We start from the raw sequence: 17,832 nt of genomic DNA on the forward strand, positions 1-17,832 counted from the left end.
GGTGCTCACTCCTCCTCCCCCAGGATGCGCGGCACCCGGAACCGGCCGTCCTCCGCGGCCGGCGCACCGGCCAGCACGACGTCGCGGGACAGGCTCGGGGTGACCTCGTCGGGCCGGGTGACGTTGGTGAGGGGGACGGCGTGCGACATCGGTGGGACGTCGGCGACCGCGGCCTCGCCCACCCGCGCGACGGCGGAGAGCACCTGGTCGAGCTGGCCGGCGAACCGGTCGAGCTCCTCGTCGGTCACGGCCAGCCGGGCCAGACGGGCGAGATGCGCCACGTCCTCCCGGGAGATGCTGCTCATGCTGCGGTTGGACCCCACTTCGGCCGCCGGGGGAACCCGGCTTCGACTCGCTCCACGACCCGCCCACTGTACGTGGGGCGGATGTGCCGCCCGAGGCGAGCCGGACTTGGACGGGAGGTGCCTGATGCGAGAGGCTGCCCGTGTTCACGATCGACGGCGATCGGCCCGCATCCGCACGGCACCGGAGGTTCCGTGTCCCATCTCCTGCGGCTGGTCGTCCCCGACCGCCCCGGCATCCTGGGTGCCGTCGCCACCGCGCTCGGCGCGGCCGGCATCGACATCATCGGTGTCGACGTGCTCGAGCGCGGCAACGGCGTCGCGGTCGACGACATCGTCGTCGACCTGCCACCGGACCGGGTCGCCGACAGCCTGATCACCGCCGCGACCACGGTCCCCGGCGTGCAGGTGGAGTCGCTGCGGCCGTTCACCGGGCCGCTGGACACCCACCGGGAGCTGGACCTGCTGGAGGCACTCGCCCCGGCCGGCGAGGTGATGCCGAAGGTGCTCGCCGCCGAGCTGCCCCGGGTGTTCCACAGCGGGTGGGCCGTGGTGCTCAGCGGCAGCGGCGAGCAGACCGAGGTGGTGGCGGCCTCGGAGGCGGCGCCGTCCCTGGACGGGGTGGCGTTGCCGTGGCTGCCGCTGCGCGGCCCGCTGCTCCTGCCGAGCGACGCCGCGTGGGTGCCGCAGCGGTGGCAGGAGCTGGCCGTGGAGATGATGGCCGCGCCGCTCGACGCCCAGTCCGCGGTGCTCGCCGGCCGCACCGGCGGGCCGGCCTTCCGCCGGTCGGAGCTGCTGCGGCTGACGCACCTCGCGGGCATCGCCGCCACGGTCGCCCGGCTGCCCCCGGCCTGACGCCCCGCTGCCGTCTTCGCGCCGCGTCAGGACTCGACGGGGCCGCTGCCGTCGCCGATCGTGGCGACCTCGCGGGCGGCGTCGGGTCCCTGCTCGAGCAGCACGGCGAAGCCGTCGTCGTCCAGGATCGGGGCCTTCACCTGGACCGCCTTGTCGTACTTGCTGCCCGGGTCGGCGCCGACGACCACGAAGCCGGTCTTCTTCGACACCGAGCCGGTGACCTTGCCGCCGCGCTGCTGGATCGCGGCGATGGCCTGGTCGCGGCTGAGGTCGCGCAGCGACCCGGTGACCACGACGGTGACGCCGGTCAGCGGGCCGGGTGTGGCGTCGGACTCCGCGTCGGCCATGCGCACGCCGGCCCGCCGCCACTTCTCCACGACCTCGCGGTGCCAGTCGACGGCGAACCAGTCCCGGACGGCGGTCGCGATCGTCGGCCCGACCCCCTCGGCGGCGGCCAGCTCCTCCTCGCTCGCGGCCATGAGCCGGTCGATGGAGCGGAACTCGCGGGCCAGCGCCTGGGCGGCCGTGGGCCCCACGTGGCGGATGGACAGCGCCACGAGGACCCGCCACAGCGGCACGTCCTTGCGGGTCTGCAGGTTGGCCAGCAGCTTCTGGCCGTTCGCCGACAGGGTGCCGTCCTTCTTGGTGAAGAAGTCGGTCTGCTCGAGCCGCTCCTCGTCGAGGAAGAAGATGTCGCCCTCGTCCTGCAGGAGGTGGGACTGCAGGAGCGCGATGGCGGCCTCGTAGCCGAGCACCTCGATGTCGAAGGCGCCGCGGCCGGCGACGTGGAAGACGCGCTCCCGGAGCTGGGCGGGGCAGGACCGGGCGTTGGGGCAGCGGATGTCGGCGTCGCCCTCCTTCTCCGGGCGCAGCTCGGTGCCGCACTCAGGGCAGTGGGTGGGCATCACGAACTCGCGCTCATCACCCGTCCGCGCCGCCACGACCGGGCCGAGGACCTCGGGGATGACGTCGCCGGCCTTGCGGATCACGACGGTGTCGCCGATGAGCACACCCTTGCGCTTGACCTCGCTGGCGTTGTGCAGGGTGGCGAGCTGGACGGTGGAGCCGGCGACCTTGACCGGCTCCATGAAGGCGAACGGGGTCACCCGCCCGGTGCGCCCGACGTTGACCCGGATGTCGTGGAGCTTGGTCGTGGCCTCCTCGGGCGGGTACTTGAAGGCGATGGCCCAGCGCGGTGCGCGGCTGGTGGAGCCGAGCCGCCGCTGGAGCGCGACCTGGTCGATCTTGACGACGACGCCGTCGATCTCGTGCTCGACGGAGTGCCGCTGCTCGCGGTAGCGCTCGATGTAGGCCCAGACGGCCTCGAGGTCGGGGACGACCTCGTAGCGGGTGCTGACCGGCAGGCCCAGGGCGGCGAGCCGCTCGTAGGCGGCGGACTGCCTGTCGGCCTCGAAGCCCCGCCGGGCGCCCAGGCCGTGCACGACCAGCCGGAGTGGCCGGGTGGCGGTGACCTTGGGGTCCTTCTGGCGCAGCGACCCGGCGGCGGCGTTGCGCGGGTTGGCGAAGGGGGCCTTGCCGGCCTCGACCTGGCCGGCGTTGACCTCGGCGAAGGCGGCGACCGGGAAGTAGACCTCGCCGCGGACCTCCAGCAGCTCGGGGACGTCGTCCCCGGTGAGCTGCTGCGGGACGTCGGCCATGGTGCGGACGTTCGCCGTGACGTCCTCGCCGGTGATGCCGTCGCCGCGGGTGGCCGCGCGGACCAGGCGGCCGCGCTCGTAGACCAGGTCGATGGCCAGGCCGTCGACCTTCAGCTCGCAGAGGTAGCCGCCGCCGGCGGCGCCGTCCCGCTCGGCGCGGGCGGCCCAAGCGGAGAGCTCGTCGGAGCTGAAGGCGTTGTCCAGGCTCTGCATCCGCTCCAGGTGCTGGACGGGTGCGAAGGTGGCGCCGAAGCCACCGTTGACCTTCTGGCTGGGCGAGTCGGGGGTGACGAGGGCGGGGTGCGCCGCCTCGATGCCCTTCAGCTCGCCCATCAGCTCGTCGTACTGGCCGTCGCTGACCAGCGGCGCGTCCTGCACGTAGTACGCGAAGGCGTACCGGTCGAGCTCCTCGGAGAGGTCGCGGTGCCGGGTGCGCGCGTCGTCGGGGACCTCGGTCAGGTCCTCCCGGTCGACCGCGGACTCCACCGCGGGCTGGTCGGGGCCGTCGACGGCCTCCTGCTCCACCTCTGCCTCGGTGCTCACGACCACGACCGTATCCGCCTGCTCCGACAGGAAACCGGGCAGCGACCCGAGGTCACCCGACCGGGCGTCGGAGACATCGGGCGCCGTCCGGTGCCAAGCTCCGGCCGTGTCGACGCCCGTGATGTGCGCATTTTGCGGGGAAGCAGCCGAAGGCAGCGCCCTTGATCCCTGCGCTCTGATCGTCGTCTCTCGGTGGCGCGAGTCCGCGGCACGGCAGCAGAGGCAGCAGTTCTTCACGCATGCGCGCTGTCTCCAGGAGCGGTTGCACCCAGATGCCGCCGCTGTCGCAGGAGTCCTGGACCCGAGCTGGGACGGCCGGGACGTGTAGCTGAGCAGGTCGCTAGACCCTCGGGTGGATGAGGATCTCGGTGCCGTCCGGGCGGTAGGTGCGCCATTGGCCATCGGGTTGTTGCTCCACCCGGAAGCCGTGGTGGACCTTGGTGTGGTGCCGTTCGCACAGCAACGCCGAGTTCTCCAGGGACGTCCTGCCGCCGTTGATCCACTCGAGCCGATGATGGACGTCGCACCAGTGGGTGGGCGCGCCGCAGCCGGCGAACACGCAGTGCCGGTCGCGTTTCTCCACCGCCCGGCGCAGGTGTGGGGGGACGACCCGTTTCTCCCGGCCGACGTCCAGCGGTAGCCCGTCGGCGTCGAGGACCATCCGCCGGACCGTGGCGTCACAGGCCACCCACCGGGCCCGCGCTGCGGACAGCGTGGCGCCGAACCCGGTCTCCGCCGCGCCGGGGTTCCGGCTGGGGTCTACCAGGTCTTCCACGCCGATGGTGAGCACGACGTGCGGCTTGACGGTGCGCAGGAACGGCAGATCCCCCTGCGCGAGGGCGTTGTCGGCGAGCTGGACCAGGGCGTCGGCCTGCTGCTGCGCCCGGGTACGCATGTCGCCCTTCGGTCGGGAGGCCTGCACGATCGACTCCAGGGCGGCCTGCACCTTCTCTCCGCCGACGGCGTCGAGGTCGAACCGGCCGGTGATGCTTCCGTCGGCGTGCTTGGCGATGGTCAGCCGCCGCCCCTCGGTGAGGTCGGGCTCCGGGCCGTCGGGGTCCAGGGCGTCGAGGTAGCGGTGCACGACCTCACCGAGCCGCTGATGGGCCTCGGTGGTGGCGACGGTCACCATCGCCCGGTCCACCTCACCCAGGTCCACACTTTGGGCGTTGGCGGCGGTCAGCGCCTCGCCGGCGGCGATCGGGGTGATCACGGCGACCTGCTCGGCCGTCACGTCACCGGCGGCGAACGCCTCGGCCACCGCCGGAAGGTGCTCCAGCGCCCGGCCCGAGCGCACGATCCGCCCCGCCGCCGCCGGTGACAGCCGGGCGTGCCCGCGCAGCCAGGCGGGCATGGTCTTCAGCCCGTCGAACTCCGCGGCACCGGCCTTTTCACCCTCCCGCACCACGCGGGTGATGAACGCGTCCAGCCGGTTGCGACTGCGCAGCGCCTCACCGAGCACCTCCAGCAGCTGAGGGCCGAACATGCCCGACAGGTCCTCGGCCGCCAGAGCGTCCAGGGAGGACTGCAACTCGCCCATGGAGCACCTTTCAACTGGTTCGAACGTCTGTTCGATTCTATCGGTCAGTCGCACCCTTCGCGGCGGGAATCCCCGGGTCAGATGCGGTTTCCACAGATCTGCACATCAGCTCGACACCGGGAGCGATGGCGCCCGGCTGCGGGCCGTGCCAGCGTTCTCGGGTGCACGTCCAGCTCGCCGGCGCCCTGGCGCCCGTCCTCGCCGACGTCACGGCCACCGGTGCGCCGGTCCCCCGGGTCGTCGACGACGGCTGGTCGGCCGACCCCGGCACCGCGACCGCGATGCTCTCGAGCGGCGACGGCAGGCACGGCGCCGGCGTCTCGGTCCCGCTCGGCCGGCCCCGTCCGGAGCAGGTGAGCCACGTGGCCGGCATGGTGCAGGACTGGGTGGTCGACGAGCTGCGGGGCACCACGGCCACGAACTGGCCGCCGTGCCCGCACCACCCGACCACGCATCCGCTGGAGGTCGTCGTCCGGGACGGCGCCGCCCGGTGGAGCTGCCCGCGGGACGGCACGCCGGTCGCCGTCGTCGGCACCCTGCGCTGACTACTCCGGCAACAGGTACTTCGCCGCCTCGCGGACGTGGGTCATCGCCGTCCGGGCGTAGCCGGGGCTCGCTCCGGCCAGACCGCAGGACGGCGTCAGCGTCACCGCGGTGTGCAGCTCCTCCATCGGGAACCCCAGCTCCCGCCACCAGCCCTGCACCCGGCTGGCCGTGGCCTTGGGCTGCGGCAGCCGGGTGTCGGTGCCGGGCACCACGCCGACGAGCAGGTGGGTGCCCGCCTCCACCGCCGTCCCGAGGGCGTCGAGGTCCTGCACCAGCCCCAGGTCGAAGGAGACCGCCGCGGCACCGGCCGCCCGGAGCAGATCGAGGGGCGCGCGGGAGGCGCAGCAGTGCACGACCACCGGCCGGGTGACCCGGTCCACGAGGTGGCCGAGCTCCTCCTCCACGACGGTGGCCTCGACCGCGGGCAGCTTCCCGAACCCGCTGGCCGTGGGCAGCGCGCCCTGCAGGACGGCGGGCACCGACGGCTCGTCGAGCTGGACGACGACCTCCGCCCCCGGCACCCGCGCGGAGACGGCGGCCACGTGCGCAGCGATCCCCTCGGCGAGGGACTGCGTGAGGTCCCGCCGCGCGCCCGGGTCGACCACGGCCCGGTCGCCGCGGGTCCGTTCCAGCCCGGCCGCCAGCGTCCACGGCCCGGCCACCTGCACCTTGAACGGCCCGGCGTACCGCTCGGCCACCTCGTACAGGGCGTCGAGGTCGCGGGCCATGGTCGCGTGCGCCCGCCGCAGGTCGGTGCCCGGCCGCGGGACCAGCCGCCACCCGGCCGGGGTGAGGTCGACGGCGAGGTCGACCAGCAGCGCGGCGCTGCGCCCGATCAGGTCGGCGCCCGGCCCACGCCCCGGCAACTCGGGGAGGTGCGGGAAGTCGGGCAGCTCCCCGGTGACCAGGCGCACGGCCTCCACCGGGTCGTCCCCGGGCAGCGATCCCACACCGGAGGCCGGCCCCCACCGCGGGGGCGCCGGCCCCTGGTCGGCCGGTGCCTCGGCACCGGGGCTGCTCTTCTCGTCCGGGGAGTCCGTCGGCGGGGCCACGACCCGACCGTAGCCCGGGCCGCCGACGTCCCCGGCGTCAGCAGCTCGCGGCGGTCACCGGGATCGCGTGGTCGCCGTTCGGCGGGTCGATCGTGCGGCCCTGCAGGTAGGCGACCGCCGTGTCGACGTCCGGCGGCCCGGTCACCTGCTCGGTGCCGGTGGTGAACGCCGTGAAGCTGTCCCCACCCGCGGCGAGGAACGAGTTCGCCGCGACCCGGTAGCTGCCCTCCGCGGTGACCGGCTGCCCACTGATGCTGATCGAGCAGTCGAAGACCCGGTCGCCCTCGGCCCGCGCGCGGTCGTACTCGTAGCGGAAGCCGCCGGACGTCGACAGCACGAGGTCGGTGGTGTTGTCCGCGCCGCGGAACTGCTGCTCGAGCACGTCGTCGATGGCCGCGCCGGTCAGCACGAGGGTGTTGACCGTGTTGCTGAACGGCTGGACGTCGAACAGCTCCCGGAAGGTGACCTCGCCCGCGGTGATGTCGGTGCGCAGCCCGCCGGGGTTCATGAACGCGACGACGGGGGCGCCGAGCTCCGGCCGCGCCTGCGCCCCGGCCAGCTGCGCGTCGGCGACGAACGTGCCGAGCACGGACTCGTCGTTGCGGACCACCGTCTCACCGCTGCGGGCCCGCAGCAGGTCCCCGGTGACGGTCCCGACGACGACGTTGCCGGTCTCGTCGGCCCGGCCGTTCCAGTACTCGACGACCGAGGCCACGTCGGCGTCCGCCGTCGCGCGGGTGACCGGGACGTTGGCCGCCTGGTAGGTGGCCGCCCGGTCGACGTCGCCGGTCTCCGGGTCGACCGTGAGCCGGATGTCGGTGACCAGCCGCCCGTAGTACCCGGCCTGCGTGACCAGCCGCTCCCGGCCGTCGGGGTCCGGCAGCCGGCAGTTGTACGCCTGGTGCGTGTGCGCGCTGATGATCAGGTCCACCGCCGCGCTGGTGCGCGCGTTGATGTCCAGGATCGGCCCGCCGAGCCCTTCGCAGCCGTCGAAGGCGACCGGCATCGCGTTGCCGACGGTGCCGCCCTCGTGGACGAGCACGCCGATCGCCTCGACGCCCATCTCCTGCAGCTCGGGCACCCAGGTGTTCACCGCGTCCGCCTCGTCGAGGAACGTGACGTCGGCGATCCCGGTCGGCGACACGATGCTCGGCGTCGTCTCGGTGACCACCCCGATCAGCGCGACCTGCACGTCGCCGGCGGTGTCGAACACCTCGTACGGCGGCAGCATCGGCTCGCCGGTCTCGGTGGAGACGACGTTCGCCGCCAGGTACGGGAAGTCCGCGCCCTCGAACTCGTGGCCGTCGGTGCCGAAGCAGCCGTCCACGCCGACGGTGACGCCGTCGCAGGCCTCGACGTCGTCGGTGAAGGTGCCGTCGGTGGCCGCGGAGATGCGGCGGAGCTCCTCGGTGCCCCGGTCGAACTCGTGGTTGCCGACCGAGGAGACGTCCAGCCCCATCGCGTTCAGGACCTCGATGGTCGGCTCGTCCTTGTAGACGCTGGACTCGAACGGCGAGGCGCTGACCAGGTCACCGGCGCCGACGAACAGCGACGTGCCGGTGTCCTCGCTGCCGGCCAGGAACGACTCCTGCAGGGCGGCGACGGTGGCCGCGACGTGCGCCGAGCCCCCGACCTCGGTGACGACGTCGTCGTTCGTGCCCGTCGCCGGGTTGGTCCCGTAGACGCCGTCCGGGCCGGGTGAGGTCAGCAGCTGGCTGTCGCTGCCCGTCGTGGGGCTGACCCGCCCGTGGAAGTCGTTCATCGCCAGCAGCTGGACGGGGACGCCCGGATCCTGCGCCGAGGCGGGGGTGGGCACGGTGACGACCGTGGCTGCGGCCAGGGTCACGGCGACGGTCAGGCGCGTTCGGCGCACGGGTCCTCCAGGACGCAGGCCGGGCTGCGCGGGCGCACCTCGGCGGACGACGACCCGGCCGCGCGGGCCGGGCTCACCAGCCGCGGAGGCCGGCCCGGCTGACGCTAAACCCGTGGCAGGAGGCCTGCCAACCTCAGCGGACGGCGGCCGCCGACCGTCTCCCGGCGCGCCGCACCGCGCCCTGGCCGAGGACCCGGTCGCCGCGCTCGGGGTCGGGCGCGTAGAGGACGGCGGACTGCCCCGGCGCGACTCCCCGCTGCTCCTCGGCGAGCTCGATCCGCAGCCCGCCGTCCTCGCTGCCGGCGACCCGGCAGGTGACCGCCGCCCCGTGTGCGCGCAGCTGGACCTGGGCGGTGAACGGCAGTTCCGGCTCCGGACCGGTCCAGGTGGGCCGGCCGGTCAGCACCTCGTCGACGGCGGCCTGGTCGGCGGTGCCGACGGTCACCGTCCGGGTGACCGGCTCGATCCCGAGCACGTACCGCGGCCGCTCGTCGCCGGCGCTGATGCCCAGCCCGCGCCGCTGCCCGACGGTGAAGCCGTACGCGCCGGCGTGCGTGCCGACGGTCTCCCCGGTCGCCGCGTCGACGACCGGGCCGGGCTGCTCGCCCAGCCGCCGGGTGAGCCAGCCGCGGGTGTCGCCGTCGGAGATGAAGCAGATGTCGTGCGAGTCCGGCTTGGTGGCCACCGCGAACCCGCGCTCGGCGGCGATCGCCCGCACCCGGTCCTTGGTCATCGAGCCGAGCGGGAACAGCGCGCCGGCCAGCTGCTCGGCGGTGAGCACGCCCAGCACGTAGGACTGGTCCTTGGCCGCGTCCACCGACCGGCGCAGCTCGCCGTCGGCGAGCCGCGCGTGGTGCCCGGTGACGACGGCGTCGAAGTCCAGCGCGCGGGCCCGGTCCAGCACCGCGGCGAACTTGATCCGCTCGTTGCAGCGCAGGCAGGGGTTGGGTGTCCGGCCGGCCGCGTACTCGGCGACGAAGTCCTCCACGACGTCCTCCCGGAACCGCTCGGCGAGGTCCCAGACGTAGAAGGGGATCCCCAGCTCGCCGGCGACCCGCCGCGCGTCGTTCGCGTCCTCGACGCTGCAGCAGCCGCGGGCGCCGCTGCGCAGCGTCTGACGGTCCGGGGACAGCGCGAGGTGGACGCCGGTCACCTCGTGCCCCGCCTCGACGGCGAGCGCGGCGGCGACGGCGGAGTCCACTCCCCCGCTCATCGCGGCGATGACCCTCATCGGCGGGTCGTCCCCGCCCGCCGGGCGCGTTCGACCACCGGCTCGATCACCTCGAGCACCGCGTCGACGTCGGCGTCGGTGGACGTGTGACCGAAGCTGAAGCGCAGCGAGCTGCGCGCGCGGGCCGGGTGGGCGCCCGCGGCGAGCAGCACGTGGCTGGGCCGGGCCACCCCGGCGCTGCAGGCCGAGCCGGTCGAGCACTCGATGCCCCGCGCGTCCAGCAGCATGAGCAGCAGGTCGCCCTCCGCGCCGGGGAAGGACAGGTGGGCGTTGCCCGGCAGCCGGCCCGGGCCACCGGCGACGACGTCGTCCAGCGCCGGCCCGTTGAGCTGGGCGTCCGGCACCCGCTCCAGGACGCCGGAGATCAGCCGGTCGCGCAGCGCGGCGGTCCGGGCGGTGCGCTCCGCGCGGTCGGCCACCGCGGCCTGCGCGGCCACCGCGAGCCCCACGATCGCGGCCACGTCCAGCGTGCCCGACCGGACGTCGCGCTCCTGGCCACCGCCGTGCAGCAGCGGCGTGCACTCGGCGTCCCGGCGCAGCAGCAGCGCCCCGGCGCCCATCGGGCCGCCGAGTTTGTGCCCGGTCATGGTCAGCGCGTCGACGCCGCTCGCGCCGAAGTCGACCGCCACCTGGCCGATCGCCTGGACCGCGTCGGTGTGCAGCGGCACGCCGACCGCGTGCGCCACATCGGCCAGCGCGGCCAGGTCGCTGACCGCGCCGATCTCGTTGTTGGCCCACATGACGCTGGCGACGGCGACGTCCCGGCCGTCGCCGAGCGCGTCGGCGAGCGACTCGGGGGTGATCCGCCCGTTCGCCTCGACCCGCAGCCAGGTGACCTCGGCCCCGTCGTGCTTCTCCAGCCACTCGACGCTGTCGAGCACGGCGTGGTGCTCGGCCGGGCTGGCCACCACGCGGCGACGGCGGTCGTCGGCGCCCCGGCGGGCCCAGTACAGGCCCTTGACCGCGAGGTTGTCGCCCTCGGTGCCCCCGCCGGTGAAGAGCACCTCCGACGGCCGGGCGCCCAGGGCGGCGGCGAGCCCCTCGCGGGACTGCTCGGCCACCCGCCGGGCCTCCCGGCCGCTGGCGTGCAGCGAGGACGCGTTGCCCACGCGCGCGAGCTGCTCGGTCATCGCCGCCAGGGCGGCGGGCAGCATCGGCGTGGTCGCCGCATGGTCGAGATAGGTCATGACGACGCAAGCGTAGGCGTCGGGGCCGACGGTCCGCCGAGCGCCGCGGCCCGGCCGGCGACCCGGACCCCGGCCAGCGCGAGCACGGTGAAGACGGCGATCGACCCGAGCACCGCCGTCGGCAGGGACAGCGAGCCCGCGGTGGCCGCCGCGACCAGGACGCCGGCCGACCCGATGCACAGCGCGGAGGCGGTGACGTCGGCGATCTGCAGGGCGGCGGAGTCCGCGCCGCGGCGGTGCTCCGGGGACTGCGCGAGCAGCAGCACCCCGACGCTGGGCATGCCCAGGCCCATGCCGAAGCCGGCGACCGCCCAGGTGAGGTAGGCGGGCCAGCCGCCGAGCGCGGGCAGCGCCGCGAGGGAGGTCGCCGCCAGGCCGACCGCGAGCAGCACGAAACCGATCCGCAGCAGCCGCTCGCGGGGCAGGTCCGGCAGCCGGCCCTGCACCTGGGACGCCGTGGCCCAGCCGAGGGCGCCGGCGGTGAGCGGGACCCCGGCCGCCGTGGCGCTGAAGCCGTGCACCTCGGTCAGGGTCAGCGGCAGGAGGGCGTCCATGCCGAAGAAGGCGCCGGCCAGCAGGCCGCGCGAGGCGACGACGGCCGGCATCCCGCGCGCGGCCCGCACCGTGCCCGCCGGCAGCAGCGGGCGGAGGCCCGCCACGAGCGCCGCGATCCCGGCCACGGCGATCGCGATCGCCACCAGGTCGCGCCGCTGGCCGGCGTACTGCAGCGCGGCGATGCCGGCCCCGGCCAGCACCGCCCACCACCACCCGGCCGCCGGCCCGCCGGCGGGCTCGGGCCGGGGCAGCCCACGGACCGCGGGCAGGACCAGTGCCAGCCCGAGGACGATCAGCGGGAGCAGCCCGAGGAAGACGACCCGCCAGCTGGCGTGCGTCGTGAGCAGGCCCGCGACGACCGGGCCGACGAGGGCGGGCAGCACCCAGGCGGTGGAGATCGCCCCGAACAGCCGGGGACGCAGCGCGGGCGCGTAGGCCTGGCCGGCCATGACGTAGAGCAGGACGACGATCACGCCGGCGCCCAGCCCCTGCACCGCCCGGCCCACGACGAACACCGCCATGTCCGCGGCGACCCCGGCGATGAGCAGCCCCGCGGCGAAGGCCCCGACGCCCCACGGCAGGGCGACCCGCACGCCGCGGCGGTCACCCACCCCGCCGCCGACCACCATGCCGACCACCGAGGCGACCAGGAACGCGCTGAACGGCCACGCGTACCAGGCCAGGCCGTCGAGCTCGGCCACCGCCGTCGGCATCGCCGTCCCCACCGCCATCGACTCGAAGGCGATGAAGGTGACGAGCATCAGCAGGCCCACCGTCGTGCGCCGGTGGGCGCGGTCGAAGACGGACGTCACGGTCACCTCCGGGCCAACCGTCGCGACCGGGCCGGCCTTCCCGGACCCGGACGGGCGTCGAGCGCCGACCCGGGGGGTGGTCGGCGCTCGACGGTCTCGGGCGCGGGCGGACCGCTCTGCCTGGGAGGGCTAACTGCGGCGGGCGGCGATCTGCTGGGCCGCCGCCGGGACGATCGTGTTCAGGTCGCCGACCACGCCGAAGTCGGCGAGCTCGAAGATCGGCGCCTCCGGGTCCTTGTTCACCGCGACGATCGTCTTCGACGTCTGCATGCCGGCCCGGTGCTGGATGGCCCCGGAGATGCCGACCGCGATGTACAGCTGCGGGGACACCGTCTTGCCGGTCTGCCCGACCTGGAACGAGTGCGGGTAGAAGCCGGAGTCGACCGCGGCCCGGGAGGCACCGACGGCACCGCCGAGGGAGTCGGCCAGCGCCTCGATGATCGAGAAGTTCTCCGCGCTGGCCACGCCGCGGCCGCCGGAGACGACGATCGAGGCCTCGGTCAGCTCGGGGCGGCTGCTCTTCTGCTCCACGACCCGGTCGACGACGCGGGTCTGCCGCGCCTGCTCCGAGAGGGTGACCTGCACCGGCTCCTGGGTGGCCGGCGCGGGCGCGGGCACCGGGGTGACGGAGTTCCCGCGCAGCGTGTAGATCGGCGTCCCGACCGTCACCTGCGAGTGGACGATCGTCTGCCCGGCGAAGGCCACCTGGGTGGCGGTGCCGTCGGGGGCGATCTCGGTGACGTCGGTCAGGAAGCCGCTGCCGGTCTTGATCGCCAGCCGGCCGGCGACCTCCTTGCCCTCCGGGGACGAGGGGACGACGACCGCGGCCGGGGAGACCGAGCCGACCAGCTGCGCCAGCACCTCCGCCTTCGGCGCCACGAGGAAGGCGTCGGCCTCCTCGGACTCGGCGACGTAGACCTTCGTGGCGCCGTACTCCGCCAGCGCGTCCTGCACGAGTGCGGCGGTGCCAGGGGCACCGACGACGACCGCGGCGGGCTCACCGAGCGCGCGGGCGGCGGTCAGCGCCTCGAGCGTCGTCTTGCGGACACCGTCGCCGGCCGGGTTGAGCTCGACCAGGACCAGGACCTCTGCCATGGGTGCGGTACTCCTCTTCGTGGGAAGCCGGGAGGTTGGAAGGCCGGAGCCGGCTCAGACGAGCTTCTGCTCGGCGAGGAAGCCGACCAGCTTCTCGGCGCCGTCGCCCTCGTCGCTGACCTTCACACCCGCGCCCTTGGGCGGACTGCCGGCGAAGTCGACGACCCGGCTGGTCGCCGTGGCGAGGCCGATGGTGGCGGGGTCGATGCCCAGGTCGGCCAGCGTCCTGGTCTCCACCGGCTTCTTCTTGGCGGCCATGATCCCCTTGAAGGAGGGGTAGCGCGGCTCGTTGATCGTGTCCCAGGTGGACACGATCGCCGGCAGCTGTGCCTCCAGCAGCCAGTAGCCGCCGTCGGTCTGCCGCTCGACCCGCGCGGTGGACCCCTCGACGGTGAGCTTGCGGGCGCCGGACAGGTGCGGGATGCCCAGCCGCTCGGACAGCAGCGCCGGCATGACCGAGACCTGGCCGTCGGTCGACTCCGCGCCGCACAGCACGAGGTCGTACTCCAGCTGCGAGAGGGCGGCGGCTATGATCGCGCTGGTCTGCGGGGCGCAGGCGCCGTGGATCGCCGGGTCGCTGACGTGCACGGCCCGGTCGGCGCCCATGGACAGCGCCTTGCGGATGGCGTCGGTGGCCGTGTCCGGGCCGACGGTCAGGATCGTGACCTGGCCGCCGTGCGCCTCCTTGACCGTCAGCGCCTCCTCGATGGCGTACTCGTCCATCTCGTTGATGACGTTGTCGGCGGTGGCGCGGACGACCGTGTTGTCCTGTGGGTCCAGCGCGCGCTGGCCGCCGGAGTCGGGGACCTGCTTGACCAGAACGACGATGTCCATCGTCAGACCAACCTCCGCGGTGGTGGTTCTCGGGGCGCGGGCGGGGCCCGCCTCGCTGCCGATCATCGAGGTTACCCGCCGGTAACCGACGGCACGACGGGTGGGTCCGTGTGACGCCGGTCACCCCCCGGCCGGCCACTCCCCCGTGTCGGCGAAGCGCGCCAGCGTCGCGGCGTGCGGCGCCAGGTCAAGCCCCTGCGCGGCCACCCAGTCGTCGGCGTAGTAGGTGTGCGCGTACCGCTCGCCGCCGTCGCACAGCAGGGTCACGACGCTGCCGCTGCGCCCGGCCGCCAGCATCTCGGCGACCAGCCCGAACGCGCCCCACAGGTTGGTGCCGGTGGAGCCCCCGGCCCGCCGGCCGGTCACCTGCTCCAGGTGCCGCATCGCCGCGAGGGACGCCGCATCGGGCACGCAGACCATCCGGTCGACGATCGTCGGCACGAACGAGGGCTCCACCCGCGGCCGGCCGATCCCCTCGATCCGCGACCCCCGCCCCCGGGTGGCCGGGTCGCCGTCCCGCCAGCCGGGGAAGAACGCCGACCCCTCCGGGTCGACGACGGCCAGCCGGGTGGGCAGCCGCCGGTAGCGGAGGTACCGGCCGATGGTCGCGCTGGTGCCCCCGGTCCCCGCGCCGACGACGACCCACTCCGGCACCGGGTGCCGCTCGCGCGCCAGCTGTTCGAACACCGACTCGGCGATGTTGTTGTTGCCGCGCCAGTCGGTGGCCCGCTCGGCGTTGGTGAACTGGTCCAGGTAGAGCCCACCGCAGTCGGCGGCGATCCGCCGGGCCTCGTCGTAGACGGTGCCGGCGTCGGCGACGAGGTGGCAGCGGCCGCCGTGGAACTCGATGAGCGCGATCTTCTCCGGGCTCGTGGTGGCCGGCATGACCGCGACGAAGGGCAGCCCGAGCATCCGGGCGAAGTACGCCTCGCTCACCGCGGTCGACCCGCTCGACGCCTCGACGACCGTGCTGCCCTCCCCCAGCTGCCCCGAGCACAGCGCGTACAGGAACAGCGACCGGGCCAGGCGGTGCTTGAGGCTGCCGGTCGGGTGGGTCGACTCGTCCTTCAGGTACAGGTCGATGCCCCACTCCGGGGGCAGCGGGTACACCAGCAGGTGGGTGTCGGCGCTGCGGTGCGCGTCGGCCTCGACCAGCGCGACCGCCCGCTCGACCCAGGCGCGGCCGGCGGCGTCGGACCGGTCGACGTCGGCGTTCACCGGCCGGAGAAGGTGGCCCTGCCCGGGCCGTGCTCCAGGAACGAGGCCATCCCGGTCTTCTGGTCCTCGGTGTCGAACAGCTCGGCGAACAGCCGGCTCTCCAGCGCCAGGCCGGTGGCCAGGTCGCCGTCCAGACCCTCGTCGATCGCCTGCTTGGCGGCCGCGAGCGCCCGCGGCGGCCCGGCGGCGAACTTGCGCGCCATCGCCACCGCCGTGGCGTGCACCTCGTCGTCGGGGACGACGGCGTCGGCCAGGCCCATCTCCATGGCCTCCTCGGCGCTCACGTGCCGGCCGGTGAAGACCAGGTCCTTGGCCTTCGCGGGGCCGACGAGCCGGGCCAGCCGCTGCGTGCCACCCGCGCCGGGGATCACGCCGAGCTGGATCTCCGGCTGGCCCACCTTGGCGTTCGTGCCCATGATCCGGAAGTCCGCGCACAGCGCCAGCTCGTACCCGCCACCGAGGGCGTAGCCGGTGATGGCCGCGATGACCGGCTTGGGGATGCGGGCCACCTCGGCGAAGGAGCTGGTCAGCTCCCGGCCCCAGGCCACCATGCTGGTCCTGGTCAGCCCGGCCATCGCCTTGATGTCCGCACCGGCGGCGAAGACCCGCTCCCCGCCGTAGAGCACCACGGCCCGCACGTCGGCCCGCTCCCCGGCTTCCTGCGCGGCGCCCCGCACCTCCCAGTGGAGCTGCTCGTTGATGGCGTTCATCTTCGGCCGGTCCAGGCGGATCGTGCCCACCCCCTCCGAGACCTCGAGGGTGACGAACTCGCGCGCTGCCATGGGGGCCTCCGGAGGTGGGAACGGCTGGACGACGGCGTCCTCCCGGAACCCTAGGACCGCCCGGTCAGGGGCGTGACGCGGACCCGCGTCAGGCGGCGCGAACCCGGCTCAGGCGGCGCGGACCGGGCGGCGCGGGCGCACGGGTGCCGCCCGCCCCGTCCCGGCTGCGGCCCGGGTGGCGGCCGGCACCGCGGCCCAGCCCTCCTCGGCCGGCGCGCCCCCGGACTCGTGGTAGTCCTCCTCGACGTTGACCGACCACACGTCGTGGCCGGCGTCGTCGAGGATGTTCTCGACGGTCAGCATCGCGGTGACCATCGAGTGGTCGGCGTTGTTGTAGCGGTGCATGCCGTTGCGCCCGACCGGGTGCACGTTGGGGACCTCTGCGGCGAGCCAGGCCCGGATCACCGCGACCTGCCGGTCGTAGCCCTCGTCGTAGACCGGGTAGGCCTTGGGCATGCGGACGACGAAGCCGCGCTCCACCGCCGCGGCCGGGACCAGACCGAGCTGGTCGAGCTCCCGGGTGGCCAGCGCCACCAGGTCCTCGTCGCGGGACTCCCACAGGTCGTCGCCCTCGTCGACGAAGTACTCCAGGCCCAGGCAGGTCCGCCCGTCCTTGACCATGTGCGGCGACCAGCTGCCGAAGTTCTGGATCCGGCCGACCCGGACCTCCGGCTGGTGCACGTAGATCCAGTTGTCGGGGAAGCCGCACTCCTCGGGCACCACCAGGGCGACGGTCAGGAAGTCGCGGTGGCTGAGGGCCCGGGCGGCCGCCTGCACGCGCTCGGGGGCCGGCGGGTCCATCGCCAGCACGAGCTCCGGCAGCGGCATGGAGCTGACGAGCTCGTCGGCCGGGAGCACCTCCCGGGTCGCCGGCCCGGCGGGCTGCGCCGTCCGGACCTCGACGGCGGTCACCCCGGCCTCGTCGCGGAGCAGCCTGGTCACCCGGGCGCCGAGCAGCACCTCGCCACCGGCGCCGCGCACCTGCTCGGTGGCCCGCTCCCACATGAGCCCGGGACCGGTCCGCGGGTACTGGAACCGGTCGATCAGCGTGGTGACGGCGGTCTGGCCCTTCTGCGGGAACAGCGCGTTGCGGATCGCCGTCCCGAGCGAGAGGTTCTTGATCCGCTGCGCGGCCCAGTCCGCCTGGATGTCGGTGGCCGGCATGCCCCACACCTTCTCGGTGTAGGTCTTGAAGAAGATCCGGTACAGGCGGTCGCCGAAGCGGGCGGAGACCCAGCCCTCGAAGTGGGACTGGTCCCGCGGCGGGCGGATCCGGGCCTTGACGTAGGAGGCGACGCTGCGGACCGCCTCGACCACCCCCAGGTTGGTCAGCGCGTTGAGCGGCCGCAGCGGGTAGTCGAAGAGCTTGCCCGCGTAGAGGATCCGGGACATCCGGGGCCGGGACAGGAAGTCCTCGTCGGGCAGCACCTCGTGCCACCAGCGCTCCACCGCGGGCACCTTGGTGAAGAACCGGTGCCCGCCGATGTCGAACCGCCAGCCCTCCCGCTCCACGGTCCGGCTGATCCCGCCGACCACGGTGTCCGCCTCCAGCACGGTTGCCGGGACGCCGCGGCGGGTGAGCTCGTGGGCGGCGGTGAGGCCGGCCGGGCCGGCGCCGATCACGACGACCACGGGATGGGGTCCAGGGCGAGTGGGCACGGAGCCTCCGATGACGTGTCCGCCGGCCGGCCGTCCCGCAGGCCGGTCGACGGGAGGAGCCGCACCGCGCTGCGGACGGCGTTCGATCTG

The 17,832-nt window shown here is 74.4% G+C and carries 15 protein-coding genes; 2 read left to right on the plus strand and 13 right to left on the minus strand.

The window, feature by feature from the left end:
• Positions 1-5 precede the first annotated feature (5 nt).
• Positions 6-305 carry an Asp-tRNA(Asn)/Glu-tRNA(Gln) amidotransferase subunit GatC gene (gene gatC / locus HL189_RS14900; RefSeq protein ID WP_369134486.1) on the minus strand — a complete coding sequence of 100 codons (300 nt, stop codon included), beginning with the start codon at positions 303-305 and terminating at the stop codon, positions 6-8.
• Between the two features lie 192 nt (positions 306-497).
• Between gatC and HL189_RS14905 the strand changes: the two genes are divergently transcribed.
• Positions 498-1,157 (plus strand): ACT domain-containing protein, encoded by a 660-nt coding sequence (locus HL189_RS14905; RefSeq protein ID WP_369134487.1) that lies wholly within the window; start codon positions 498-500, stop codon positions 1,155-1,157.
• 26 nt (positions 1,158-1,183) lie between these two features.
• On the opposite strand, the gene ligA is transcribed toward HL189_RS14905, so the two are convergent.
• Positions 1,184-3,358, minus strand: coding sequence for an NAD-dependent DNA ligase LigA (ligA, locus tag HL189_RS14910; protein ID WP_369134488.1), 2,175 nt, complete (start codon positions 3,356-3,358; stop codon positions 1,184-1,186).
• A gap of 340 nt (positions 3,359-3,698) precedes the next feature.
• Positions 3,699-4,898, minus strand: coding sequence for a DUF222 domain-containing protein (locus tag HL189_RS14915; RefSeq protein WP_369134489.1), 1,200 nt, complete (start codon positions 4,896-4,898; stop codon positions 3,699-3,701).
• A gap of 161 nt (positions 4,899-5,059) precedes the next feature.
• On the opposite strand from HL189_RS14915, the gene HL189_RS14920 reads away from it, so the two are divergent.
• Positions 5,060-5,443 (plus strand): hypothetical protein, encoded by a 384-nt coding sequence (locus HL189_RS14920; RefSeq protein ID WP_369134490.1) that lies wholly within the window; start codon positions 5,060-5,062, stop codon positions 5,441-5,443.
• Here HL189_RS14920 and HL189_RS14925 read toward each other — a convergent pair whose 3' ends face one another.
• The 10 genes from HL189_RS14925 to HL189_RS14970 form a co-directional block, all read right to left on the minus strand.
• Entirely contained in the window at positions 5,444-6,496 is a 1,053-nt protein-coding gene (locus tag HL189_RS14925; RefSeq protein WP_369134491.1) for a methionine synthase, read from the minus strand. It lies immediately after the preceding gene.
• A gap of 37 nt (positions 6,497-6,533) precedes the next feature.
• Positions 6,534-8,369: a bifunctional UDP-sugar hydrolase/5'-nucleotidase gene (locus HL189_RS14930; RefSeq protein WP_369134492.1), complete on the minus strand. Its 1,836-nt coding sequence runs from the start codon at positions 8,367-8,369 to the stop codon at positions 6,534-6,536.
• Positions 8,370-8,502: 133 nt separating this feature from the next.
• Complete coding sequence (gene mnmA, locus HL189_RS14935) at positions 8,503-9,600, minus strand: tRNA 2-thiouridine(34) synthase MnmA (protein ID WP_369134493.1); 1,098 nt, start codon at positions 9,598-9,600, stop codon at positions 8,503-8,505.
• The gene (locus tag HL189_RS14940) at positions 9,597-10,787 is read right to left on the minus strand and encodes a cysteine desulfurase family protein (RefSeq protein WP_369134494.1); all 1,191 of its coding nucleotides are present in this window, start codon (positions 10,785-10,787) and stop codon (positions 9,597-9,599) included. The genes mnmA and HL189_RS14940 overlap by 4 nt, the downstream gene beginning before the upstream one ends.
• Entirely contained in the window at positions 10,784-12,154 is a 1,371-nt protein-coding gene (locus tag HL189_RS14945) for an MFS transporter (protein ID WP_369134495.1), read from the minus strand. The genes HL189_RS14940 and HL189_RS14945 overlap by 4 nt, the downstream gene beginning before the upstream one ends.
• Positions 12,155-12,283: 129 nt before the next feature.
• Positions 12,284-13,249 (minus strand): electron transfer flavoprotein subunit alpha/FixB family protein, encoded by a 966-nt coding sequence (locus HL189_RS14950; protein ID WP_369134496.1) that lies wholly within the window; start codon positions 13,247-13,249, stop codon positions 12,284-12,286.
• 54 nt (positions 13,250-13,303) lie between these two features.
• Complete coding sequence (locus HL189_RS14955; RefSeq protein ID WP_369134497.1) at positions 13,304-14,083, minus strand: electron transfer flavoprotein subunit beta; 780 nt, start codon at positions 14,081-14,083, stop codon at positions 13,304-13,306.
• A 120-nt stretch (positions 14,084-14,203) separates the two neighbouring features.
• Positions 14,204-15,301, minus strand: coding sequence for a PLP-dependent cysteine synthase family protein (locus tag HL189_RS14960; protein WP_369134498.1), 1,098 nt, complete (start codon positions 15,299-15,301; stop codon positions 14,204-14,206).
• Complete coding sequence (locus HL189_RS14965; RefSeq protein ID WP_369134499.1) at positions 15,298-16,083, minus strand: enoyl-CoA hydratase/isomerase family protein; 786 nt, start codon at positions 16,081-16,083, stop codon at positions 15,298-15,300. Before HL189_RS14965 ends, HL189_RS14960 begins: the two co-directional genes overlap by 4 nt.
• Before the next feature lie 108 nt (positions 16,084-16,191).
• The gene (locus tag HL189_RS14970; protein ID WP_369134500.1) at positions 16,192-17,715 is read right to left on the minus strand and encodes an NAD(P)/FAD-dependent oxidoreductase; all 1,524 of its coding nucleotides are present in this window, start codon (positions 17,713-17,715) and stop codon (positions 16,192-16,194) included.
• Positions 17,716-17,832: the final 117 nt, after the last annotated feature.

The organism is Modestobacter sp. I12A-02662, from assembly GCF_041028325.1.
Lineage (GTDB): Bacteria > Actinomycetota > Actinomycetes > Mycobacteriales > Geodermatophilaceae > Modestobacter.

Bases quoted from the DNA above. Each gene is read 5' to 3' on its own strand.
- gatC (WP_369134486.1), bottom strand. From the start codon at position 305: ATGAGCAGCATCTCCCGGGAGGACGTGGCGCATCTCGCCCGTCTGGCC.
- HL189_RS14915 (WP_369134489.1), bottom strand. From the start codon at position 4,898: ATGGGCGAGTTGCAGTCCTCCCTGGACGCTCTGGCGGCCGAGGACCTG.
- mnmA (WP_369134493.1), bottom strand. From the start codon at position 9,600: ATGAGGGTCATCGCCGCGATGAGCGGGGGAGTGGACTCCGCCGTCGCC.
- HL189_RS14940 (WP_369134494.1), bottom strand. From the start codon at position 10,787: ATGACCTATCTCGACCATGCGGCGACCACGCCGATGCTGCCCGCCGCC.
- HL189_RS14950 (WP_369134496.1), bottom strand. From the start codon at position 13,249: ATGGCAGAGGTCCTGGTCCTGGTCGAGCTCAACCCGGCCGGCGACGGT.
- HL189_RS14955 (WP_369134497.1), bottom strand. From the start codon at position 14,083: ATGGACATCGTCGTTCTGGTCAAGCAGGTCCCCGACTCCGGCGGCCAG.
- HL189_RS14965 (WP_369134499.1), bottom strand. From the start codon at position 16,083: ATGGCAGCGCGCGAGTTCGTCACCCTCGAGGTCTCGGAGGGGGTGGGC.